This is a genomic window from Bacillus sp. AP8, from assembly GCF_000321185.1.
GTDB lineage: Bacteria > Bacillota > Bacilli > Bacillales > DSM-1321 > Bacillus_AD > Bacillus_AD massilioanorexius.
Genome location: NZ_CAPG01000033.1, coordinates 12898 through 38722, shown reverse-complemented (window position 1 = coordinate 38722; position 25825 = coordinate 12898). Strand labels below are relative to the sequence as shown.

Genomic DNA, 25825 nt, shown 5'->3' with positions numbered 1-25825 from the left:
GGGACGATTTGGATGAGTGAAATCTTTACGATAAAGCCTTTAAAAACAATAGACGAATTAAAAGCAATGCAAAAACTAGAAATCGATACGTGGGGCATGGATTGTATACCAACTCATCAGACACTGACCGCTGTAAAAAATGGTGGAATTATTTTAGGTGGCTATTTAGGAAAGCAATTAATTGGCTTTCAGTATAGCTTCCCTGGCTTTCGAAACGGCGAAGCTTATCTTTGTTCTCATATGCTAGCCATTGACTCCGCTTATCGAGGAAAAGGATTAGGTGAACAATTAAAGATAGCTCAAAAAGAGGAAGCATTAAAAAAAGGATATAAGTTAGTATCATGGACATTTGATCCATTAGAAACGGCAAATGCAAAATTAAATGTCGGCAAATTAAATGCTATTTGTAACACTTATATTGAAAACTGCTATGGTGAAATGGAAGGAACGTTAACTTCTGGATTAGCAACAGATCGTTTCCAAGTAGAATGGTATATTACTAGTGATTATGTTAAAAATAAACAAGATTTCCTTTCGTATAAGCCGATTCATATAGCGACAGTTGCTAGCCATGATTCCAATTTTCCTATAATCGATTGGTTTGATGTTCATGTGTTAGACAATGTTGATAAAGATGAAGCGATATATGTGCCAATAACTACCCAATTTCAGCAAATGAAAAATGAACATTTAGATTTAGCTTCTGATTGGCGAATGAAAACTAGACAAATTTTTACTATTCTTTTTGAAAAAGACTTTGTTTTAGTAGACGTACAAAGAGAAAAAAATAGTTCCATACAGTATTATATTTTAGTCAGACAAGATATGGTTCAAATAGATCGATAAGGGAGAGAGAAGAAATGCGCATTAAGGAAGTAATATTAAGACAATTAAAAATGAAATTAATTGCACCATTTACTACTAGCTTTGGGACCTTCGTTGATAAAGATTTTATTTTAGTAGAAGTAAAAAATGAAGATGGACTTTCCGGCTGGGCAGAATCAGTAGCCTTTGCAGCGCCTTGGTATAATGAAGAAACGATAAAAACAAATTGGACAATGTTAGAAGACTTCTTAATCCCACTAATACTAGATAAAGAAATTGAACACCCGAATGAGGTCAATGAGTTATTTGCACATATACGTAAGAATAATATGGCGAAGTCAGCGATAGAAGGAGCAATTTGGGATTTATATGCTAAAGAGAATAACCAAACATTAAGTACTGCCTTAGGTGGAACAGCCAAAAAAATAGATGTTGGTATCTCAATAGGTATCCAAAAGACAGTTCCAGATTTATTGAAAAAAATAGAAGACGCTCTAGCAGTTGGTTACAAACGGATTAAGATGAAAATTCAACCTGGCTGGGATGTAGACGTAGTAAGAGCTGTTCGTGAAAAATTTCCAAACGTTCCAATAATGGCAGATGCTAACTCTGCTTTTCGCATGAAAGATATTGAGTTACTCAAACAATTAGATGAATTTAATTTAATGATGATTGAACAACCATTATCATCGGATGATATAGTAGACCATGCAACACTCCAAAAACAAATCAAAACTCCAATTTGTCTCGATGAGAGTATTCATTCTGTTGAGGATGCTAGAAAAGCAGTTGAATTAGGAAGCTGTAAAATAATTAATATCAAAATTGGTCGAGTTGGTGGATTAACAGAAGCTAAGAAAATACATGATTATTGTAAAGAAAATAATATTCCTGTTTGGTGTGGTGGGATGCTTGAATCAGGTGTTGGTCGAGCACATAATATCGCTTTAACTACTTTGGATAATTTTATTCTACCTGGTGATACAGCTGCTTCAGCAAATTACTGGCATAAGGATATCATTGAGCCTGAAGTAACAGTAGATCAAGGTGTTATTACAGTGCCTGATAATTCAGGTATTGGCTATGAAGTGAACTATCGAGTAGTAGATGAGTATTGTCACTTTAGTAAAAAATATACGAAGTAATACATGAAATAGATATATAACTTTAGGTATAAGTTTATGATGGATGAATTATCCATCATAAACTTATACAGTGAAAATTCAGAATTATTAATTAATTTATAGAGGGGCTAATTATGAAGAATAGTATAAATCTTGCAGGCGCATTTGTTGGAATTATTGTCGGTGCGGGGTTTGCATCAGGACAAGAAGTGTTACAATTCTTTACCTATTTTGGTATTTGGAGTATACCAGCAGTCCTTCTTGCCACTTTATGTTTTTCTTTTCTCGGTATGCAAATTGCACAGCTTGGCAGTCATATGCAAACTATTTCACATAAAAAGGTTATTTACAATATTTGCGGACGTTATTTAGGAATCATCGTTGACTTTATCATCACATTCTTTTTATTCGGTGTAACAGTAGTGATGATCGCTGGTTCAGGATCTATTTTCCAACAACAATTTGGTATTTCACCGATCATTGGTAATATTGTCATGACAGTCATTACAATTGCCACGTTATTATTAGATGTCAAGAAAATCATTACAATAATCAGCTCGATTACACCATTCTTACTAGGAATCATGATTATTATAGCTGTCTATTCATTTTTAACAACGGATGTTAGTTTTTCGGAAATGAAAAATATTTCTCAACCAGAATCTGCAGCAGCGTCTAATTGGGTGATGGGTTCTTTATTATACGTGTCATATAATATTGCAGCAGGTATAGCCATGTTAGCATTAATGGGAGGAACGTTAAAAAACAAGAAAGAAGCAGCCATGGGGGGGATTTTGGGAGGAATTGGTTTAGGGGTTCTGTTATTCTTAATTAATATTGGAATGATGGTAAAACTTCCAAATTTAAATGGTATTGAAATGCCAACTTTGTATTTAGCTAATGAAATATCTCCTATTTTTGGAGGGGTTTTAGCGATAGTATTATTAGGTATGGTATATAACACTTCGGTTGGGATGTTATATGCTTTTACCGCTAGATTTGTAACGGCAGAAACAAAAGTATTTAAAGGAGCTGTAATAGTGGTAGGCTTACTAGCGTTTTTTTCTAGCTTTGTTGGATTCATTAAGCTTGTTGGTACAGTTTATCCAGTAATGGGGTACTTGGGATTTGTAATTATAGCAGCAGTTATACTGTCTTGGATTAGAGCCAAACATAAAAGTCATGAAACAGAAAACGTAAATAGAATACTTGATGTTAGATAAGTAACGACGAATGTTGTTTTGGAAAGGTGTTTCAAGAATTTATTTTTGAAACACCTTTTCTTTGAATATAGGTATATGATGTTCATATCATTATAATGAACACTTTGTGAGTAATATAATTTTATAGTTGATTTATTTATAAAAATTAAGAAACTTAGTGTAAAATAGAAATATGTCTTTTCCGATAAATAAATGGAGATTTGTAAAGGGGAAATGGATAATAAATCTTATTATAACTAAATGAAAATATTGCTTTATTTATGTTTAGACAAATATAGATAGAAAGGGGAGGAATATAATAAATGGATGAATTTATAAGCTTTATAAAAAGTAAAGGATTTTCAAGATTCGTTACACTTTTAATATTAATTGTATTTTTGTATCTTATTGGAAATTTGATACATTTGGTGTTGTTTACTTTTATATTTGCTTTTTTAATGAATCAATTTCAAATACATATATCGAAATTATTAGAGAAATTTATTAAGGTTAATCCGAAATTTATTCTAGTTATATTGTACACAGTTGTTGTAGCTGCAATTGGATTAATTATGTATAAATACTTCCCAGTCATAATCAAACAAATCCTAGAGCTCATTGATCAAATTATCCATTTCTATAAACACCCACCGGATGACAAAGTGATAAGATTTATTATAAAGACCATTGGGGATACTCCATTAGATATAGAAAAGAATATGTCTAGTATACAGTCTGTAATCAAATACGCTTCGGGTATTGGTACAATTGCTTTGCACATTATGATTAGTATTATTCTGAGTTTATTCTTATTATTAGAAAAGAAAAAGATTGCAAGCTTTACCTCTCAATTTAAAAAGAGTAAATTTAGCCAATTCTTCGTGAACATTGAGCATTTTGGTTTTAAATTTGTAAATTCTTTTGGAAAAGTTATCGAAGTTCAGTTTTTAATTGCGCTAACTAACGCAATTATTTCCGTATTAGTATTGTGGGTATTAGGTTTTCCACAACTGATTGGACTAGGTATTATGATTTTCTTTTTAGGACTTATACCAGTTGCGGGAGTAATCATATCTTTAGTACCTCTTTGTATGATTGCCTATAATATAGGTGGTTTTACTACAGTGGTTGCTGTAGTTGTTATGGTAATGATTATTCATGCTTTAGAGGCATATATATTAAATCCTAAATTTATGTCAGTTAAAACGAATTTGCCAACATTTTTTACACTAGCTGTATTATTGTTAGCTGAACATTTCTTTGGTATTTGGGGATTAATTATAGGTATACCGATCTTCATCTTCATCATTGATATGCTTGAAATTCCAGAAGAAAAGCAAGAAAAAACAACGTAAATTAAATATTGCAGGGAAACGAGGCTGTCTCATGTTGAGGCAGCCTCGTTTCCTTAGGCTTTTTTAGAGGAACTATTTTGCAACAAAATACTGTTTGAACAATCGGAAAACGTCGTATATATCATCCAGGTTTCTTATAAGTATCCCCACACATTTAAATTCAGCTTATCTCTAAGAAGTCTGGCTATTACTACTTATTCCATATTTTCGAATGAAATGTAATAGAAAAATATCTTATTTCATTAGCTTTATGGTTGATTCTATAAATTGATACGTGTATTATAATATACTGCACGGTTATTTTTTGAACATACTGTTTATTTATTATATTACTAATAAGTGATATATTTAGAAAGTTCGTTCTTTAGTGGTAGATTGCAACTAATAAGTTTGTTATATGTACACTTACTAATGAATATAACCAAAGTTTATTTTTAAAAAGTCAAGGGGAGTAGAAATGGAAAACAAATTAATAGGTAAACAAGTTAAACCAGATTATGGGATATTAGCAATCCTATTAATCGGAGCCTTTGTTGCTCTTTTAAGTAACACTCTGCTAAATATTGCATTACCGTCCATTATGAAAGAATTTGACATTACAGCTTCTACAGTGCAATGGCTAACGAATGGATATATGTTAGTGAATGGTATTATGATTCCATCGACTGCATTTTTAATTCAAAGATACTCTGTTAGAAAATTATTTTTAACAGCAATGACTCTATTTACTATTGGAACAATTACTGCAGGATTTTCACCAGTTTTTGCGCTATTGTTAATCGGTCGAATGATTCAAGCGTCGGGTGCTGCAATCATGATGCCACTTTTAATGAATGTTCTATTAACGAGCTTTCCAATTGAAAAACGTGGAGGAGCAATGGGAATCATGGGATTAGTTATGATTTTTGCTCCAGCAATTGGTCCGACTCTTTCGGGATGGATTATTGAACATTATTCATGGCCAATGTTATTTCACATTATTTCACCAATTGCGTTACTTGTTTTAATTTTTGCTTTCTTTAAACTAAATGATAAGAAAGAAAAAGTAGTAATCAAATTAGATGTTCTTTCTATTATTCTATCTAGTATAGGTTTTGGGGGAGTATTATACGGTTGTAGTACAGCTGGAAATAAAGGTTGGGATGATCCACAAGTATATATAACACTTATCGTTGGTGTTATTGCATTAATCGTATTCATTTTGCGTCAATTAAAGCTTGAACAACCAATGCTAGATTTTAGAATCTATAAATATCCAATGTTTGCGTTAGGTTCGGCAATATCTATCACTTTAAACATGGCTTTATTCTCAGCGATGCTATTAATGCCAATTTACCTTCAAAATTTAAGAGGTATATCACCATTAGATTCCGGATTACTCATGTTACCTGGTGCAATTGTCATGGGGATAATGTCGCCGATTACTGGTAAATTGTTTGATAAATTTGGTGCGAAAATTTTGGCACTAGTTGGATTGTCTATTACGATTATCACGACCTATTATTTCAGTAAATTAACTTTTACAACAACTTATACAACTTTAATCATTTTATATACAATTCGTATGTTCGGGATGTCCATGGTCATGATGCCAATCATGACAAATGGTTTAAATCAATTGCCATTAAAATCCACACCACATGGTACGGCTATGAACAGTACTTTATCACAAGTATCTGGGGCTATTGGCGGAGCGTTACTTGTTACTGTAATGGCAAATCGTACAACAACGCATGCTAAAGAATTAGCTGAAGCTGCAATGAGTAAATTAACTGGTACTCCATCAGAAGCTGCAATGGCTGAAATGAAGCAACAAATCATGGCACAAGCTACTATAAACGGAATTAATGATTCGTTCTTTGTTTCAATGTGGATTACGGTTTTCGCTTTAATTCTGGCTTTATTTATTAGAAGAGTAAAACTGAATGCAAGTGTACAAGAAGATAATGAAAGTACTAAAGAAGCAGCAGCTAATAAAGAAGAGTAAGGCTGCTAGAATACAAAAAAATCCAGAGAGCGTCATGAAAAGCTTAGCTTTTTTATGACGCTCTTTTTTACATGGTCAGAAAAATATCACTTTGAGCCTGGTTTATTGTCTAGCTATAGCTCCTTTACCCCTTTATGTCAATAAGCCAAGACGTTGCGCAGGATGTGGTGTTTTTTAGGATTTGCTTTTTTGTTTGTAAGACGTTTAGTCTTTTCTTATGTTGAGGAATACGTTTTATTGTTGTTTTTTTATCTCACATAACGTGATCATAGTAAGTCTCTTTTAATCAATTTTTATTCATGAGTATAACTGGTTATAAAAGGTAAATGCTAATAGAATATAGGAGGAGATTAAATGAATGATAAAAATGAAACCAATCATATGACATCTTATTGGATTGAATCTGTAGAAAGTACTTTATTTCCTCAAATAAATGAAGATATGGCCGTTGATACTGTTATAGTAGGAGCAGGTATAACGGGAATTACCTTAGCATTTCTTTTAGTTGAAGAGGGACAAAAAGTAGCACTTATAGATGCCAATCGAATTATGAATGGAACAACTGGACATACAACAGCTAAGATTACTTCTCAGCATCATATTATTTACGACAAACTTATAGAGCAGCTTGGAATAGAAAAAGCAGAACAATACTATCAAGCCAATCATGCTGCAGAACAGTTCATTAACCATATAATAGAAACACATCGTATCGACTGTGACTATAGCATACAAGATGCCTATATCTATACAAATTCTGAAAGTTATATCGAACAAATAGAAAGAGAGTACAAGGCATATGAAAAGTTATCTATTGATGGAGAATTAACGAATCTGTCAACATTACCGTTTGCATCTAAGTTAGCTATTGTCATGAAAAATCAGGCGCAGTTTCATCCTTTAAAATATTTAAATAAACTAGTAGAGAAGCTAGAAAAGTCTGGAGGTGCGATTTTAGAGAATACAATCGCAGTTGATCTCGAAACAGGAGATAGACCTTCTGTAATATTGAAAAATGGTAAAAAAATTTCTGGGTCACAAGTAGTTCTTGCTTCTCACTTTCCTTTTGTGGATTGGAAAGGAATATATTTTGCACGATTATATGCAGAACGTTCATACGTTGTAGCTGCAAAAGTAAAAGAAAAGCCTTTTAATGGCATGTACATTAGTGCTGAAAGTCCAACACGCTCCATTCGTTTTACTCCTCTATCAAAAGGAGAACAGTTATTACTAGTTGGAGGAGAAAGTCATAAAACTGGTCAAGGAAAAAGCACAAGCTATTATTATCAGGCTCTTAGTCAATTTGCTAATGAATATTTTCATATTGAAGATTTTTCTTACCATTGGTCAGCCCAAGATTTAAAAACATTAGATAGTGTTCCTTACATTGGAAATATTACTTCAGGTGAAGAAAATATATACGTTGCTACAGGCTATGCAAAATGGGGCATGACAAATGGAACAGCAGGAGCAATGTTACTCCGTGATAGGATCCTAAATAGAAGGAATGATTGGCAAGATTTATTTAATCCGTCACGTGCCATTTCAGGTAGTGCGGTCAAAAGTTTTATTGTCCAAAATGCAAACGTAGCTAAAAATCTAGTATCAGGAAAACTTGGTATTATTGAAAAAACAGCAGAAGATTTATTAATTAATGAAGGTGCGCACATCAATGTAAACGGGAAAATAGCTGGTGGCTATAAAGATGAAGCTGGTGTTGTTCATATAGTTGATACAACTTGTACACATCTAGGCTGCGAGGTTAATTGGAATAGTGGCGATTTGAGTTGGGATTGTCCCTGTCACGGATCTAGATTTTCCTATACTGGTGAGGTATTAGAAGGGCCTGCCAAATGTCCGTTAAAGAAAATTAAATAATAATTAAAGAGGGGCTGTCTAAAAAATGATTTTTTATCACTTTTTAGAGGCCTCTTCTATTCAATCTTTGCTCACTATTTATAGGCAACAAAGTATGCGAAAATAGCCTTTTTGGATAACCTATTGTCGATAGAAACAAATAAAGCATTCCTATTTTATTTCATCTAGATGAGTAAGAGTTTAATCTCACCATTTACATCAATACTATTTTTAGAAAATATTTAGACTGATAACTAGAAAATATTTACTAGACGAATAAACATTCAGAAGATAATTAGTCTATTAACTAGATACATTTTAGTAGATTTGCATATGATATTGAAAGTAGAAAAAACTTTTATTCGTAAATCAGGAAAGGAGGGAAATACAAGAAAATGGATATTTACATTTTTCTTTCAGTCTTTGTGTTCCTGATAACAACTTTGATTATTTTCTGGAGACCTATGGGAATTAATGAAGCTTGGCCAGCGGCAATAGGTGCAGTAATCATTTTAATAACAGGTGTAGTAACAAAAGCAGATGTCATAGATATTGTTGAAAAAATCGGTGGAGCCTCTATTACTATTATCTCGACGATTGTAATGGCTGTTATTCTAGAAAGTTTTGGATTCTTTCATTGGGCAGCAGCAAGAATTGGAGCATTAGCAAAAGGTTCAGGGTATCGACTGTATTGGTATATTCAACTTTTATGTTTTCTCATGACTTTATTATTTAATAATGATGGTAGCATACTTATAACAACACCTATATTAATTCTCCTTCTAAAAAATCTTCGTTTAAAACCACATCAACAAATTCCTTATTTATTGACAGGAGCCCTAATTGCAACAGCAGCATCAACGCCAATTGGAGTAAGCAATATAGTAAATTTAATTGCTCTAAAAATTGTTCATATGACATTATACATGCATACTGCTATGATGTTTATTCCAGCATCCATCGGATTACTATTTATGTCCTATTTAATGTTCATATTAGTTAAAAAGAAATTACCTGGGAGATTACCAGAAACAGTGTATGATATGGAACAAATATTTTTCACCAAAAACTTTCATCCATTAAAAGGGAAAATCTCAGTTGAAACTAGAAAAAAACGTACAATATTTATGTTGAAAATCCTTCTTTTTGTTTTTATCATTCGCTGCTCTCTTTTTATTGCATCGTACTTTTCAATACCTATAGAATTTGTCGCTATATTAGGCTCATTCGTTCTATTAGTTTGGAGATGGTATCATCTACGCACAAATCCAACTGATATTTTGAAAAAAACCCCGTGGCAGATTTTACTTTTTGCATTTTCTATGTATGTTATCATTTACGGTCTTCACAACTCAGGGTTAACAGATTTACTTGTTCAAATTAGCGAGCCGATTGTACAAAAAGGGTTATTTGAAGCTAGTTTTCTAATGGGAGGACTCGTTTCGGTTCTATCCAACTTTTTTAATAACCATCCAGCGTTGTTAATTGGAACGATAACACTAACTGAATTACATTTAGATCCTCTTACATTAAAAACGATGTATTTATCAAGTATTATAGGTAGTGATATTGGTTCATTATTGTTACCAATTGGAACATTAGCCTCTTTAATTTGGATGCATATCTTAAAGCAAAACAAGATAAAGGTTAAATGGAAAGATTATTTACAAGTATCACTTGTTGTTATACCTTTAACATTAGTTGTAACAATAGTGTTACTTTATTGCTGGATTCACTTGTTTTTTAGATAATTATGCCTTGTGCTAAAAGTGATGGAGAATTACTTTTGGCATATTTTTTATTAAAAAATTACATATATTTGACGATAATCTATATATCCTTCGTGTTATAAAAGAAATAATTTGTTGTGAGTATAAGAGGATAAAAGTATGATTCTGTTGCAGAGTGTATGAAAGTATATAGGTCAATATATATGAATTTAAGAATGGAAAGGGATTTTATGGATAAAAAAAGAATAGTAGAAGAAACGAAACAATATGTGATGCAAAAGTCATATGGAGAGGGAAGCGGGCATGACTGGTGGCATATTGAACGAGTCTATCATTTAGCTAAGTTAATTGCCTCTAAAGAAAAGGCAAACCTTTTTGTCGTGGAAATGGCTGCTTTATTACATGATCTAGATGACTGGAAATTTTCAAATAACAACTTTCGTGCAACTGAAAATTATCTTCTTTCTGTTAATATTTCACCTAGAGAAAGAGATGACATTATGAATATTATTAAGACGATGTCATTTAAGGGAGGTGTTACAGAATCTAGGCAAAAGTCTATGGAGGGGAAAATTGTCCAAGATGCTGATCGTTTAGATGCAATGGGAGCAATAGGTATTGCAAGAGCTTTTACTTACGGAGGTTATCGAAATCAACCAATTTATGACCCTCATATAGAACCAAGAAATTTTACTTCTGTAGAAGAGGTTAAAGAACTAAAGAATCATACTGTGAATCATTTTTATGAAAAACTTTTTAAATTAAAGGATTTAATGAATACAGAAACAGCAAAAGAAATTGCGAATAGAAGACATAGGTATATGGAAACGTTTTTGAAAGAGTTTTATTCAGAATGGAATCAAAGATAATTCTATTCCAAATAATACTATATACATAGTTTAATTAGGTATAAAGATACTATATTTTTTCGAATATTGTAAAGTTGTCATGTTTTTACACTGTGGACTTATGATAAACTAGTACTATATGAATATAAAAACGCTTAAAAGATAGGAAGAATGGAGGTCTGTTATGAGGAAGCTATTATCATTTGTTTTTTCTGCTATACTGTTAATTGCTATTTTACCAATTACTAAAACACATGCAGCTAATGTAACGGGTAATGATATTGTAAAAATTGCTAACCAATATATAGGTGTTCCATATAAGTGGGGAGGTAATACACCGGCAGGATTCGATTGCTCGGGATTCTTAGTTTATGTTTTTGATCAGGCGGGTATATCGTTACCGAGAACAGCGGATGACCAATATAATAAGGTTGGTAAGGCTGTTGAAAAGAGTGATTTGAAAATTGGGGATTTAGTGTTTTTCTCCGGTACATATGATAAGAAAGGGATCACTCATTCTGGTATTTACGTAGGTAACAATAATTTTATTAGTGCAACAAATAGTGGAGTACTAGTTGCAAGCTTAGATAACTCTTATTGGAAATCGAAATATACAGGTGCAAAACGAGTTTTAAATGAAGAAGTATTAGTAGTATATACAGACTTGAACAAAGACCATTTTGCATATACAGCTGTAGGTACACTTGGAGCACAAGGTATTATTAGCGGTTACAATGATGGGACTTTTCGTCCAGAAGATTCTGTTACTAGAGGACAAGCTGCAGCAATCATTAACAGAGTTTTAAAGCATAAGCCGAAAAATGAATCATCATATCGTGATGTTTCTCCATCAAGCGCATTCGCTAAAGACATTGCTTCAATTAAAGAGTTAGGAATTATTAATGGATACTCGGATGGGACATTTAGGCCGAATGATACAATGACTAGAGGTCAAATGGCTTCTATTGTTAAGAGAGCCTTTAATATTAACATTACAAATATTTCTAGTTTACATACTGTTTATAAGGATGTTAAACCAACTACAAGTTTTTTTGATGCTATTATAACTATGCATGCTATTGATCGAACTGAAGGATTTAAAACCAGTACGTATCGATCAAATGATGCTGCTTCTAGAGCCTATTTTTCAGCAGCAGTTTATAATGGTATTGCAGTAAAATAATACTTTTCTAGCATTCTATATTTGAAAAAAGAAGAAACAGACTCAGGTCATTTTTTATATTGTTTCAAAGTGAATAACTTTCTTTTTTGTATAGGAAGCAAAAAGAAAGCCAAACAAATTATCAAGCTTAATAATAGAACAATATGAAGTGAAGAGGTGTCTAAAAAGGAGGAAATCCATTTTAGACTCCTCTTCTTTTTATATGCTTAAGTAGTAGAAACTGTTTATATGATGTGGATATTGTCAATTTTTATCAAAAAGGACAAGTATAAGAATCTATACACTGTAAAAAAATTCATACATTTCATAATAAGTATTGCCTTTCTGTCACTAATCATTTCTTGGCATATAAATTGCATTAAATATTTTAGAGATTAATTGTATTACCAAAAAAAGTTATTTAAGAGAGGAGATTCATGATGAAAAAGTTTGAAGGAGTGTATGTGGCAATTGTTACACCATTTACGGAGGACTATGAAGTAGATTACAAGAGGCTATCAGAAATTTGTAACTGGTTAATTGAAGAAGGAGTAGATGGTTTAGTACCATCAGGCTCATTAGGTGAGTATGCAACATTGACTGTAGAGGAAAGAGAAAAAATGATTGAGACAGTTATTGATGCAGTGGCTGGAAGGGTACCAGTAGTCGTTGGTACAGGTGCTCCATCTACTGCACAAGCTGTAAAATGGGCTACTTTTGCTTTGGAAAAAGGTGCAGCAGGAATAATGGCACTTCCACCTATAAATTATCGACCATTAGAAAATGAAGTGATTGCTCATTATGAGGCGTTAAATAATGTTGGAATTCCAATTATTGCTTACAATAATCCTCTTGATTATCCAACTGATTTAACACCCGATTTATTAGTGAAATTATCTAAATATGAAAATATTGTTGCAGTTAAAGAATTTTCAGGAGATATTCGTCGTGTTCATGAAATATTAGAAAAAACAGATTTAGAGGTAATGATTGGAGTAGACGATCTTTCTTTTGAAGGTCCATTAATGGGTGCGACTGGTTGGATTGCAGGTGTACCTAATGCTCTTCCAAAACAATGTGTGGAATTATTTCGATTAGCAAGAGAAGGAAAAATGGAAGAAGGCATGGAACTTTACAAAAAATTATTGCCTTTATTTCATTATGACGCAAATCCACAATTAGTACAATCTATCAAATATATGATGGAATTAGCTAGTCAGCCAGTAGGACCTACTAGACCTTCTCGACTACCTTTATCGCATGACGTATATGAAGCTATTAAAAAAGCATATGGAAATGCAGTAACTCCTATTCATCAATAATGGAAAGAGGTGAGTACAATCGAAACAAAAAATTGGATTGCAGAAGAATTTGTTGCTATTAAGAGTGAGGGAAGAGTAGTTCATAATCCTTCAGATGTTACAGAAGAGGTTGGCGTCATGTACTATTCTAATGATCAGCATGTGTTTGAAGCAGAAGGTGCAGCAAAAAAAGCATTTAAATCTTGGTCTAAACTACCAGGTCCGATACGAGCGAATTATTTGTTTAAAATGGCAGATGCACTACAAAAACATATTGAAGAATTGGCAACTCTAGCAAGTCGTGAAATGGGAAAGCCTATTACTGAAATGATAGGTGAAGTGAACCGTGCCATTCAGCTACTTCGATATTATGGAGCTGAGGGTGTACGTTCCGATGGAAGCGTCATACCATCAAATGATGTACATGTCCATCAATATACGAAAAGAGTAGCTTTGGGTGTAGTAGGAATCATTACACCTTGGAACTTTCCGGTTGCGATTCCGATTTGGAAAATTGCACCAGCTTTAATTTGTGGGAATACAGTAATTTGGAAACCAGCGGAGTATGCATCTCTTACCGCTACTAAAATAATGGAGATTTTTAAGGAAGTTCAGCTCCCTGCAGGAGTATTAAATCTCGTTAATGGTAAAGGTAGCCATATTGGTAATACGCTTGTTGAAAAAACGGATTTACAAGCTATTAGTTTTACAGGCTCTTCAAAAATAGGATCATATATTGCTTCTATATGTGCAAAGAGAAATATTAAATATCAAACTGAGATGGGAGGAAAAAATGCTGCTATTGTACTCTCGGATGCGAATTTAGATCAAGCAGTACCCTTAATAGTAAGCGGTGCCTTCCGTTCAGCAGGGCAAAAATGTACGGCAACTAGTAGGATTATTGTCGAAGACGCTATTTTTCCAGATTTTTTAAGTAGATTGAAAAAAGCTGTTTCAGAAATAAATATATTACATGCATTAAATCCACATGCGTATTTAGGCCCTGTTGCGTCTAAATATCAGTTTGATACAGTGAACCATTATGTCAATTTAGCAAAAGAACAATCGGAAATACTTGTTGAAGGAAAGATATCAGCAGAGACAGAAGGTTACTTTATTAAACCTTTGGTTGTAACTGGGTTAGATCCGAAACATGCATTGGTTCAAGAAGAAATATTTGGACCGCTAGCGGTTATTTTAAAAGCTAGCAATTTTGACGAAGCCATTCAGTTAAGTAATGATTCCATTTATGGATTGAGTGCCTCACTTTTTACATCAGATTTATCGAAGGCTTATCATTTTTTAGAAGAAAGTGATGCAGGAATGGTAAGAGTTAATCAAGAAACGGCTGGTGTAGAATATCAAGCTCCATTTGGAGGGATGAAGCAGTCAAGTTCACATACTAGAGAACAAGGTCAAGCAGCACTGGATTTCTATACGACAATAAAAACATGTGCCATTAAATATTCATTTTAAAGATAAAGGTGGATTATCAAAATGAAATTTAATAAACTATATTCTTCGATTGATACGCATACTGCAGGTGAACCTTTACGAATTATTACGAGTGGAATACCGATCATAATAGGAAGTTCAATGTTAGAAAAACGCCAATATTTTACGGGACATTTTGACTATATTCGTAAAACCTTAATGTTCGAGCCAAGAGGACATGAAGGGATGTATGGATGTATTGTGACAGAGCCAACAAGTTTGGATGCTGATTTTGGTGTGCTGTTTATGCATAATGAAGGACTAAGTACGATGTGTGGACATGGTATTATCGCAGTTGTAACAGCGTTAATTGAAACGGGTGTACTTTCCCAAGAAGTGGTCAATCGACCGATAAAAATTGATAGCCCAGCTGGTAGAATCCTTGCTTTTGCGGATTGTCAGGATGTACAAGTGAAAGCTGTCTCTTTCTTGAATGTTCCTTCATTTGTTTACAAAGATGATATAACGGTAAATGTTTTGGATAAGGAAATAAAGGTGGATATCGCTTTTGGTGGTGCTTTTTATGTAATAGTTAAAGCTAGTGAAATAGGTACTACGGTTGATATTAATCAACTTTCCTTTTTAAAGAAAATAGCTACTACGCTTAAAAATCAAATAGAAAAAGAGTATAACGTTCAACATCCGTTAGAAAAAGATTTAAAAGGAATTTATGGAGTTATCTTTTCAGATGAAGCTACAAAAAATGATTCTCATTTAAGAAATGTAACTGTTTTTGCAGATGAACAAATTGACCGTTCACCTTGTGGTACGGGTACAGCTGCAAGGCTAGCTAGCTTATTCCATCATGGCGAAATGCAAATGAATGAAACGTTTGTTCATGAGAGTATAATAGGTAGTCAATTTCAAGCTGAAATAATAGAAACGACAATGGTAGACAACTATAAAGCGGTTGTACCGAAAATTACAGGGAGTAGCTATTTAACAGGTATTCATCAGTTTGTTGTAGATCCGACAGATCCGTTGAATCAAGGATTTTTATTAAAATGATTTTAGTTTACAAATATTCGAAGGGTATCTACAATTCTATTTTGTAGATACCCTTTTCATTTCTCAATGCATAATTTTTTAGACTGTCAAATTATTTTTACGCTCGATAGTTTCATTCCAAATACTTTGTAATTTCCTTCTCCCTTCATCTATTTTTGGATGAAATTGAATGATAGCAAGTTTTCTAGTGTTTTCAACTGCTTGAATAGCCTCATCTAGCTCTGATTTTATTTTTTTGTGCGATGGAAAAAATGAATTGCAAATACTCAATCCTGCAACATTTCCTTGTGCAATAGCTACTTTCGCACTTTCAATTCCAGTAATATTTCCTGCCACGAATAGCCCATCGAGTGTAGTTTCCATTTTTTCATTATGTAAGGGAATGTGGCCACCCAGTTCGGGAATAAAATAAAAAGGGCATCCTGCTAATGAGGCCAATTCTGCTAACGGATATAAACCTCCTGCAATACAAACAAAATCAGCTGCTATGACTTCTTCAGTACCAGGAATAGGTAATCCTTCATCATCGATAGTTACGATTTTTACTGCCTCAACTTGATCTTCACCAATAATTTGTGTCGCTGCCTTTTTTAAGTGTATGGGTATATTCCACATTTTCATGCCTTTCTTTGGATATGCTTTCATGCCTATGTTTTGAAAAACGGAATATTTCATTAATTTACTACCAAATCGAATGAATGGAGAAGGGGCGAGATGAGCTACTTTTAACAGTGATTCCATCGTTTTTCTAGGATGACCACTATCCCTGGATAAGCTGTTTAAGCTAGGAAGCATGATATTCGTAATGGTAATTCCAGCTAATTGTAACTCTCGAGCAATGGCTGTTGCTAACACATTAACTCCGATGATTATTCCCTTTTGTCCAACCTTTACTCGATGGATATTGGTCATTACTTGAGCTGCTCCAATGGACATAACTCCAGGAAGTGTCCATCCAGGCACAGGTATGGCTGTTTCTGCTGCTCCTGTAGCTAAAAGAAGGCTAGTAGCATCAAGTGAATAATTAGATGTATGAATACTCCAATGATGATCTTTTTTTTCGATATTGCATACTGCTATTCCACAGTCTATTTGCACACCGAGATTTACGCATGTTTGGTACAAATGTTTCGCTTCGTTTATTCCGTTCCACCAGGTACCATCCGGTTCTTCATGCAACTGTCCTAACAGGCGACCACCCGGTTTGATAAATTCATCAATAATTTTGACTTGAAGACCGTAATTGGCACATTTTATTGCGGCTGAAAGACCTGCAGGACCAGCTCCAACAATGACAACATCATACATTGATTAATTTACCTCCTTTCTTAGAGGAGTAGGGAGCTTTTGTCCACCTTCAACTTTCATTCCATCTTCAATAAGTGTCAGACATGATCTTGAACCATATAATCCATCGACAGTGACACGACATTCAAAACAATGCCCAATATTGCAGTATATACCTCTTGGTGTACCGGATTCTTCATGTAAGCGAATTGTACGAATTCCGTTAGCTAGTAGTGCTGAGGCAATTGTATCTCCTTCTATACCAGCTATTTCTTTCCTATTAAATGTAAAACGGATGGTTCTTCTATTAGTCAAATCATTTAAGATCGGATGGACTATAATTCGGTTTGAGTTATTCATGTTCGATCACCTAACTTCCCGAATGTAATAGGTCTAATGGGAGGTTGATATTTTAATGGAATTTGGTCAGGTGTTATTTCATTATTTACCTGACAAACGACCAAATCGATTAGATGTCGACATGTTCGTCCACCACAATAGCCCATTCCTGCTCTTGTTCGAAGTTTCGCTTCTCTTGAAGAGCATTGATATTGTTTTACTGTATTTTCTAGCTGACTGTAAGTTACTTCTTCACATCTACAAATAATGACATCATTGAATTTCATAGATAATCCTCCTTATACATGTTACATATGCAATCTTTATGCCAAATGTATGATGGGATTAGATGGGGATACAAAGTCTTTTCATACGATTATAAAGAGTGGCTCTTGTTATACCTAATTTTCTTGCACAAGCTTGTTTATTACCATTTTCCAATTTGAGTATTTCTAATATTAACTTTCTTTCGTACTTTTCTAGTTCCTCAGATAAAGTTCCAATTGACTCATCAATTAATTCATAGCCTTCTAATTTTGTTTGAATATAGGGTTCTGGATTTGTAGCATTTAGAGAAAAAGGCAAATCTTCTGTTTTAATAATGCCATCAGTTGCTAATACGACTAATCTTTCTATCACATTTCGAAGCTCGCGTATATTTCCATGCCAATCATATTGTAACAACTGCAGCATGACTTCTTGAGAAATACCATGTATAGGACGGCTATATCGAACAGAAAATTCATATAAAAAGTAATGTGTGAGCTCAATTATATCTTCTTTTCTCTCGCGTAATGGAGGAATGGACAAGCTGACAACATTTAGTCTGTAATATAAATCCTCTCGGAATTTTCCTTCTTTTACGAGTTCTTTTAAATTACGATTTGTAGCTGCAATCACTCTAAAGTCGGCAGTAATTTCTTTCGTCCCACCTACAGAATAATATTTTCTTTCTTGTAATACTCGTAACAGTTTAACCTGCATTTCGAGTAGGAGCTCACTAACTTCATCTAGAAACAGCGTACCTCCTCGTGCTAATTCGATTTTTCCTCTTTTTCCTTTGTAGTCTGCACCTGAGAATGCACCTTTTTCATAACCAAATAACTCACTTTCAAACAATGTAGGCGGTATGGCTCCACAATTGATAGGGACAAAAGGGGCTTTAGATGATTCTCTTAATTCATGAATAGCCTTGGCAAAAATCTCTTTACCAACACCACTTTCACCTAAAATAAGTACCGTTGCTTCGGTTGTACTTATTTTTTTGACTAACTCAATGGTCTGTTTAATAGCGGGAGTACTTCCTTTAATAGAATGAAAGGGATCTTTTGATGGACTAAGCTTGGCAACTTCTTCTTCGAGATGATGAATTTTTGAAGATACATTAAATAATTCTTGATTTAATCTAACTTGGCTTGTGATATCAGTTTCAGAAACAGCGGCTCCTACAATTTGGTTATTTAAATATACTGGGTTTGAATTAATTAAGACGTACAAATCTGAGCGGGGCTGATGTTGATGGCGGTATATAGATCTTCCTTCTTTTAGGCTTTTCATAATTTCTAGCATATCGATATCAAAAAAGTTTGTTATATCCTTTCCTAAAATATCTTCTTTTTTCACAGAAAAAATTTTTTCAGCTCCGTCTGTCCAAACAAGAACTCGTCCAGTTCGATCAATGACTGTTACTGATACATCAAGTATTTTTATGACGGTTTCGAAATTGGCAAGTAAGTATTTATAGGAATCTATGAGACTATTCGCTAGAATCTTTGAGTTGATAAAACCTAGTAATGTATTAGATTGACCTAAAATGATAGCGATTTCGTATTTATTTAAGGCAAATAATAATTCATTGATATTGGCATCGCTTGATATAACTCGGCAAGGTTTCCATGTAATTTGTTTGGGAGAGTCATTAGATGTGAGTATAAAGTAAGAAGAACGGTCCTGTAAAAAGATGGTATGTGTTTGTAAGCTGAAGAGGAGTGTTTGTTCAGTTGATAATTCGTTTTTCTGAAAGAGTAAGAATTCTTTACACATCATGCTAGATATTGAAGGTAATTTAAATGCTGACATATAAGACCCCCTAATTCAAAATCAATGTAAAAATCATTATACAATTTAAAAATATTATACACATAATCATATAAAATACATATAAAAATTGAAAAAAATGTAAAAAATAGAGATGATGTTTTGGCACACTCCTTGCATATTGTTATTTACAATGAGCGTAGCTTTTTTTGAATGGCTGTTTGATATAAGACTGCTAGTTATAAACAAGTATGGTGAGTAGCAGCATTCCTTTGGAATAGTCTTTGATACATATCTGTGATGCTATGCAAATTATGATTAAATAATAAGCTATCAAATCTAGAGGAAGGAGGAGGCACTAGAACTAGCGATTTGAATAAGTTTACGAAAATTTATTTTTTCGTAAACACAGAACGTTACATGTTTCTTTGGAAAATGTATAAAAGGGGGTATGTCACTTTGTCTACCTATACAGATGTTTTAGTCATAGGTGGTGGTATTATCGGTGGAGCAATCGCTCATTATGTGGCCAAATTGGGACTATCGATAATGGTTGTCGAAAAAGGAGAATTAGCAAGTGGTACGTCATCAAGATGTGATGGAAATATACTAGCCATCGATAAAGAACCTGGTTTTGATAGTCAGATGTCATTAGCTAGTCAAAAGTTAGTACAGCAATTAAGTGTTGAACTTAAACTATCGTTCGAGTATCGAGCTCCTGGAAGTATTTTAGTATGTGAAACGGAGGAAGAAATGCTAGCAGCACAAAGGTGGGTAACGCAACAAAAAGAAGCGGGTTTACCTTTTAAAATGTTAAATCAGCAAGATATAAGACATGAGTCTAAATATTTTTCAGATGATATTTTAGGTGGACTTGAATGTGCTACAGACTCAACAGTTAATCCCTATATGTTAACGTTTGCTTTATTTGATTCTGCAAAGGAGTATGGTGCGAAAATTTCCGTTCATACAGAGGTGACATCAATAACTAGGGAGGTAGGTTTTTTTAAAGTACAAACGTCAAAAGGTGAAATCAGGTGTGAAAAAATTGTTAATGCTGCAGGGATATGGGCGCCTTTTATTGGAGAAATGGTAGGAATCCAGATTCCGATAATTCCGCGAAAAGGTCATATCATTGTAGCTGCTAGACAGCAACCAGTGGGATTACGAAAAGTAATGGAATTCGGATACCTGATCTCGAAGTTCGGTGGAAAGCGCATTGTCGATACCGAAACGGAAAAGTATGGAGTGGCTCTTGTGTTTGAGCCAACTGAAAGTCAAAACTTCTTAATTGGAAGCAGCCGACAATTTGTAGGATTTCATACAGGAGTAGACCATAGTGTCATTAAAACGATTGCTAACCGTGCCTTTCGTTTTTACCCCAAAATGGCTGATATGACTGTTATAAGAACATATGCAGGGTTAAGACCATACACTGAGGATCATCTTCCAATCATTTCTGAGGTGAATGAAGTACCTGGTTTTTATATTGCAGCGGGTCATGAAGGAGATGGGATAAGTCTTGCTGCTATAACAGGAAAAGTAATAAGCGAACTGTTAACAAATCAGAATACGTCTATTCCAATTGAACCACTTAAAATGACTCGATTTCAAGAAAGGGTGGAGAAATGATGAAAGCTACTAAAGTATTTACAACCATAGATACTCATACAGGAGGTAATCCAACAAGAACTGTATTGAGTGGTATTCCTAAGCTACCAGGGAAAACGATGGCAGAAAATATGCTATATATGAAAGAAAACTTAGATTGGATTAGAAAATTTCTTATGTTTGAACCAAGAGGGCATGACGTGATGTCGGGAGCTTTAATGGTTGAGCCATGTCATCCAGAAGCTGACTTTGGTGTAATTTATATAGAAACAGGTGGTTATTTACCGATGTGCGGGCATGATACTATTGGTTTTTGTACAGCAATAGTAGAAGCCGGCTTGGTAGAACTAAAGGAACCTATCACTAAACTTAAATTGGACACCCCAGCAGGATTAGTCGATGTTGAAATCTCCATCGAAAATGGGAAAGCTAAACATGTGAGCTTCTGTAATATACCAGCATTTTTTTTAAAACATGTGGAGGTTGAGATAGAAGAACTTGGTTTGATTTCATGTGATATAGCTTACGGAGGTAATTTTTACGGAATTATTGATGCGAAAACAGTACATTTAGAATTACTACCAGAAAACGCTTCAATTATTGTAGAAACAGCAGTCAAAATTAGAGATATAATTAATAGCAACTTTGAAGTAGTCCATCCACAATTTCCGTTCATCAATGGTTTAACACATATAGAATTTTATTCAGAGCCAACTGACCCATCAGCTACCGTAAAAAATACAGTTATTGTTCCGCCGGGAGGGATTGATCGATCTCCATGTGGGACGGGAACGTCAGCAAAACTAGCAACGTTATATTCCTATAATCAAATAGAAATTGATGAAGTATTTGTCCATGAAAGTATAGTTGGGAGTTTATTTAATGGAAAAATAATAACTACCACTTCAGTGGCGGATGTACAAGCGGTTATTACCCAGATATCGGGTTCTGCTTGGATAACAGGAATGCACCAACTATTCTATCAACCAGAAGATCATATAGGTGCGGGCTTTCTTTTGATACCAGAGATGAAAGAACATTAACATGTAAAAGAAAATAGACATGGAAATAAACGTAACAGTATAAAATCTAAAAGTGTCCATATATTTTGACAATTAAAAAGTAAGATATATGATTTTAGCGAAAAATAGCGAAAATTTTGACTTGGCATGACTTTTGCATTATAAGTTTGTGAAAGGCTTTTATCCCGTTCTAACTGATACTAAGTTTCCTAATTCAAACCGGAGTAAAATTGTTTTATGGAAGTAAAATGTGTCTGATAGAACGTAATTGTTTTACTACCTATCAGTGGGAGGATTCTTACTGAGGGAAGTTGCACTTTATCATGCTGAAAGGGGTAGATGAGTTTAATTAGGTAGAATCTTCCAAGTTGATCATACTTTAAATCAAAAAGGGGGTTTGTAAAATGAAAAAGTTGAATTTGTTATTAGCTGCAATACTTACTTTATCAATGTTTCTTGTGGCCTGTTCTAAGGATTCAAGCAGCGATGGTGGGGGTTCAAAAAAAGGTGATACGATTGTGATTGGATCGATATTACCTACCTCTGGGAACAATGCTACTGATGGAAAAGATATGAAAAATGCAATGGAAATGGCTATTAAAGAAATAAATGATGATGGCGGTGTACTCGGAAAAAAACTAAAGCTAGAAGTAGTAGATGATGCTTGTGATCCACAAACAGCGACAAGTGCAGCAAATAAATTAGTATCTATGGAAGTTACAGCGGTTGTAGGTGGTTATTGCTCGGGTTCTACTTTGCCAGCTTCAGGTGTTTTTCAAAAAGCAGGAATTCCGTTAATAGTTCCAGCAGCAAATTCTTCAGAGTTACCAGAACAAAATTATGACAGCCTATTTTTAATTAATGGTCTTGTACCAGATCAAGCGAAAACGGGTGCAGACTATTTCAACGATAAAGGTGCAAAAAATATTGTAATTGTTCATGATAATTCAGCTTATGCACGTAATTTAGCTGACTTTGCAAAAGAATCCGTTGAGAAAAATGGTGGTAAAGTTATTGGTTTTGAAGCGATTAATCCTGATGAAAAAGATTTCTCTTCGTTAATGACTAAATTAAAATCTTTAAAGCCTGATGGTACATATTTCACAGGCTATTACGCTGCTGCGGGCTTAATGAAGAAACAATTTGAGCAAAAAGGTGTATCTGGATCATTTATGGTTGGAGATGGTAGCTATTCACAAGATCTGATTGATATTGCTGGTGGAGATTCAGAAGGAATTCTAGTTACAGCAACTCCACAAGCGAGTTTTATTGAAGGCGCCGAAGATTTCGTGAAAAAATATGAAGAAAAATACAGTTTATCACCAGGTCCATTTTCAGCTTTATCATACAACGGAATGAAATTGATGGCAGATGCAATCAAACGAGCTGATTCAACGGATTCAGCAAAAGTAAAGAAAGCGATTAAAGAAACAAAGGCATTTGCAGGTATTGGACAAACGATTGAATTTAACGATAAAAATACATTGAATGAATCCAATTTCAAAGTCATGACAGTTGTTGATGGAAAATTTGATATTGCTAAGTAAGAATGATTGAATAGTACTGTGAAAAATCAATCGATAACTATGTAATATGATTTCTGATCAAATGATTTGAATGGATTATCGAGCATAGCGGTTTTAAAAGTCTGAAATATCTGACAAAAATAAAATCGCTATGTTACTTTTGATTAGCCGACTTATGTATTTAGTAAAAGTAGCCCAAAAAAGGAGGGGTACGTTTGGATGTTATTCTACAAATATTAATAGATGGAATTGTTATTGGTGCTTTTTATGCTCTTATTGCCCTTGGTTACACAATGGTATATGGAATTATTAAGCTTTTGAACTTTGCACACGGCGATTTATACATGTTAGGATCATTTGTCGGTTTTACTTTACTATCCTTTTTAACAGGAGATGGCGGGTTTAATGGCGGAGTGCTAGGATTAGCAGTTGTCTTTCTTGTATCGATGGCTATTGTAGGTACAATCGGAATGGGTATTGAGCGTATTGCATATCGACCATTATTATTAGCTCCGAGATTGTCGATTTTAATTACAGCAATTGGTGTCTCCTTGTCGTTGGAATACAGTTCGATGATTGGATGGGGGGCATCCTATAAAGTATTTCCAATTACTCCTCCGACTACCGGTTTTGAAATATTAGGTGCTCATATTAGCTATACGCAGATTGCTATGATTGCCATATCTGGAGTATTGATGTATGGTTTAAGAATTTTTATTGAAAAAACAATTTATGGTAAAGCAATGCGCGCAATTGCATTAGATCAAACGGCTACAAGTCTAATGGGAGTAAATGTTCATCGTATCATTGCTCTTACTTTTTTTATCGGAGCTTCTCTTGCTGCAGGAGCAGGAATTATGTCTGGAATCTATTACGGTACGATTAATTTTATGATGGGATTTGTTATCGGTTTAAAAGCATTTACTGCTGCTGTGTTAGGTGGAATCGGGAATATAACAGGTGCTGTAATTGGCGGAATCATATTAGGTATCTTAGAGTCATTTGGTACTTTTTATTTAGGTGGATCCTGGAAAGATGTACTGGCATTTAGCATTCTCATTTTAATCCTAGTATTTAAGCCAACAGGGATCATGGGTGAAAAAGTGACGGAAAGGATGTAGCGTATGAAAAATAAAAAAGTCTTCGCTTATATTTTATTATTAATAATATCATTAATCCTTCCGTTTATAGTAAATAATTATTGGCTAGATGTTGCTAGTTTAGTATTGTTTTATGTCGTATTAACTCAAGGTTTAAATGTAGTAGTTGGTTTTACAGGGCTTTTAGATTTAGGCTATGCGGCCTTTTTTGCAGTAGGTGCCTATACAACGGCTATTTTAATGACGACCTTTCAATGGTCATTTTGGCTAACGATACCAGTTGCTGTCGTATTGGCTGCTATTGCTGGCATTATTATTGGCACTCCTACATTGCGTTTAAGAAGTGATTACTTAGCTATTGTGACACTTGGATTTGGAGAAATCATTCGTATTTTGGCAGTAAACTTAAATATTACGGGTGCAGCTGCTGGTATTTATGGAATCCCGCAACCAAAGATTGGATCATATGAATTATCTAGTCAACTTGATTTCTATTATTTAATTTTAGCATTTGCAGTATTGATTATATTAGCTGTATCAAGACTTGGTAAATCACGAGTTGGTAGAGCTTGGGTGTATATACGAGAAGATGAAGATGCTGCAGAGGCTATGGGAATCAATAGAATTAAATATAAGCTACTTGCCTATGCTACTGGTGCTGTAATTGGTAGTTTAGCAGGGTGTGTATTTGCAGTTAAAATGACAGCTATTTCACCACAAAGTTTTAGCTTTACACAGTCAGTTATGATATTAGCTGCTGTTGTATTGGGTGGACTAGGTAGTATATCCGGCGTAGTTGTTGGCGCAATCTTAGTTATTGTTTTACCTGAAGCCTTGCGCTCATTAGAAGAAGCTCGATTTTTATTATTTGGTATTGCATTAGTTGTCATGATGTTATTTCGTTCACAAGGAATTTGGCCTGCAAAATATGCTTCTGATGAAACGAAAGACAAGGATGGCGAAGACGAAATATTTGATGTGAATAATGATAAAAAGATTCTAATGTAAAG

At 34.1% G+C, this 25825-nt stretch carries 21 protein-coding genes; 17 read left to right on the top strand and 4 right to left on the bottom strand.

Features of this window, described 5'->3' with window-relative positions; genetic code table 11:
- The first annotated feature begins 12 nt into the window (after positions 1 to 12).
- The 12 genes from BN349_RS07925 (at position 13) to BN349_RS07870 (ending at position 15893) form a co-directional block, all read left to right on the top strand.
- Positions 13 to 846: a GNAT family N-acetyltransferase gene (locus tag BN349_RS07925; protein ID WP_019241753.1), complete on the top strand. Its 834-nt coding sequence runs from the start codon at positions 13 to 15 to the stop codon at positions 844 to 846.
- A gap of 14 nt (positions 847 to 860) precedes the next feature.
- Entirely contained in the window at positions 861 to 1970 is a 1110-nt protein-coding gene (gene menC, locus BN349_RS07920; RefSeq protein ID WP_019241752.1) for an o-succinylbenzoate synthase, read from the top strand.
- Between the two features lie 113 nt (positions 1971 to 2083).
- On the top strand, positions 2084 to 3172 hold the full coding sequence (locus tag BN349_RS07915; protein ID WP_019241751.1) for a YkvI family membrane protein: 1089 nt from the start codon (positions 2084 to 2086) through the stop codon (positions 3170 to 3172).
- Positions 3173 to 3474: 302 nt separating this feature from the next.
- Positions 3475 to 4506, top strand: a complete 1032-nt coding sequence (locus BN349_RS07910) for an AI-2E family transporter (protein ID WP_019241750.1) — start codon at positions 3475 to 3477, stop codon at positions 4504 to 4506.
- 457 nt (positions 4507 to 4963) lie between these two features.
- Positions 4964 to 6493: a DHA2 family efflux MFS transporter permease subunit gene (locus BN349_RS07905; RefSeq protein ID WP_019241749.1), complete on the top strand. Its 1530-nt coding sequence runs from the start codon at positions 4964 to 4966 to the stop codon at positions 6491 to 6493.
- A gap of 354 nt (positions 6494 to 6847) precedes the next feature.
- Positions 6848 to 8371 (top strand): FAD-dependent oxidoreductase, encoded by a 1524-nt coding sequence (locus tag BN349_RS07900; RefSeq protein ID WP_019241748.1) that lies wholly within the window; start codon positions 6848 to 6850, stop codon positions 8369 to 8371.
- A gap of 374 nt (positions 8372 to 8745) precedes the next feature.
- Positions 8746 to 10101 carry an arsenic transporter gene (locus tag BN349_RS07895; protein WP_019241747.1) on the top strand — a complete coding sequence of 452 codons (1356 nt, stop codon included), beginning with the start codon at positions 8746 to 8748 and terminating at the stop codon, positions 10099 to 10101.
- 209 nt (positions 10102 to 10310) lie between these two features.
- Positions 10311 to 10949 (top strand): HD domain-containing protein, encoded by a 639-nt coding sequence (locus BN349_RS07890; RefSeq protein ID WP_019241746.1) that lies wholly within the window; start codon positions 10311 to 10313, stop codon positions 10947 to 10949.
- A 163-nt stretch (positions 10950 to 11112) separates the two neighbouring features.
- Positions 11113 to 12111: a C40 family peptidase gene (locus BN349_RS07885; protein ID WP_019241745.1), complete on the top strand. Its 999-nt coding sequence runs from the start codon at positions 11113 to 11115 to the stop codon at positions 12109 to 12111.
- 419 nt (positions 12112 to 12530) lie between these two features.
- Positions 12531 to 13412, top strand: a complete 882-nt coding sequence (locus BN349_RS07880) for a dihydrodipicolinate synthase family protein (protein WP_019241744.1) — start codon at positions 12531 to 12533, stop codon at positions 13410 to 13412.
- 18 nt (positions 13413 to 13430) lie between these two features.
- A complete protein-coding gene (locus tag BN349_RS07875) occupies positions 13431 to 14867 on the top strand; it encodes an aldehyde dehydrogenase family protein (RefSeq protein ID WP_026089231.1) in 1437 nt (478 codons plus the stop codon).
- A 21-nt stretch (positions 14868 to 14888) separates the two neighbouring features.
- Positions 14889 to 15893, top strand: a complete 1005-nt coding sequence (locus BN349_RS07870; protein WP_019241742.1) for a proline racemase family protein — start codon at positions 14889 to 14891, stop codon at positions 15891 to 15893.
- 78 nt (positions 15894 to 15971) lie between these two features.
- Here the strand turns inward: BN349_RS07870 and BN349_RS07865 are convergent, their stop codons facing one another.
- The 4 genes from BN349_RS07865 to BN349_RS07850 are packed head-to-tail and all read right to left on the bottom strand — an operon-like array spanning position 15972 to position 19598.
- A complete protein-coding gene (locus tag BN349_RS07865) occupies positions 15972 to 17201 on the bottom strand; it encodes an NAD(P)/FAD-dependent oxidoreductase (protein ID WP_019241741.1) in 1230 nt (409 codons plus the stop codon).
- Between the two features lie 3 nt (positions 17202 to 17204).
- Positions 17205 to 17540: a (2Fe-2S)-binding protein gene (locus BN349_RS07860; RefSeq protein WP_019241740.1), complete on the bottom strand. Its 336-nt coding sequence runs from the start codon at positions 17538 to 17540 to the stop codon at positions 17205 to 17207.
- Positions 17537 to 17806, bottom strand: coding sequence for a (2Fe-2S)-binding protein (locus BN349_RS07855; RefSeq protein ID WP_019241739.1), 270 nt, complete (start codon positions 17804 to 17806; stop codon positions 17537 to 17539). Before BN349_RS07855 ends, BN349_RS07860 begins: the two co-directional genes overlap by 4 nt.
- A gap of 58 nt (positions 17807 to 17864) precedes the next feature.
- Complete coding sequence (locus BN349_RS07850) at positions 17865 to 19598, bottom strand: sigma-54 interaction domain-containing protein (protein ID WP_019241738.1); 1734 nt, start codon at positions 19596 to 19598, stop codon at positions 17865 to 17867.
- 417 nt (positions 19599 to 20015) lie between these two features.
- On the opposite strand from BN349_RS07850, the gene BN349_RS07845 reads away from it, so the two are divergent.
- From BN349_RS07845 to BN349_RS07825, 5 genes are all read left to right on the top strand, one after another.
- Positions 20016 to 21188 carry an FAD-dependent oxidoreductase gene (locus BN349_RS07845; RefSeq protein WP_019241737.1) on the top strand — a complete coding sequence of 391 codons (1173 nt, stop codon included), beginning with the start codon at positions 20016 to 20018 and terminating at the stop codon, positions 21186 to 21188.
- Entirely contained in the window at positions 21188 to 22210 is a 1023-nt protein-coding gene (locus BN349_RS07840; RefSeq protein ID WP_019241736.1) for a proline racemase family protein, read from the top strand. Before BN349_RS07845 ends, BN349_RS07840 begins: the two co-directional genes overlap by 1 nt.
- Before the next feature lie 383 nt (positions 22211 to 22593).
- Positions 22594 to 23736, top strand: a complete 1143-nt coding sequence (locus tag BN349_RS07835) for a branched-chain amino acid ABC transporter substrate-binding protein (protein ID WP_019241735.1) — start codon at positions 22594 to 22596, stop codon at positions 23734 to 23736.
- Positions 23737 to 23930: 194 nt separating this feature from the next.
- Positions 23931 to 24836 (top strand): branched-chain amino acid ABC transporter permease, encoded by a 906-nt coding sequence (locus BN349_RS07830; RefSeq protein WP_019241734.1) that lies wholly within the window; start codon positions 23931 to 23933, stop codon positions 24834 to 24836.
- A gap of 3 nt (positions 24837 to 24839) precedes the next feature.
- A complete protein-coding gene (locus BN349_RS07825) occupies positions 24840 to 25823 on the top strand; it encodes a branched-chain amino acid ABC transporter permease (protein WP_019241733.1) in 984 nt (327 codons plus the stop codon).
- Positions 25824 to 25825: the final 2 nt, after the last annotated feature.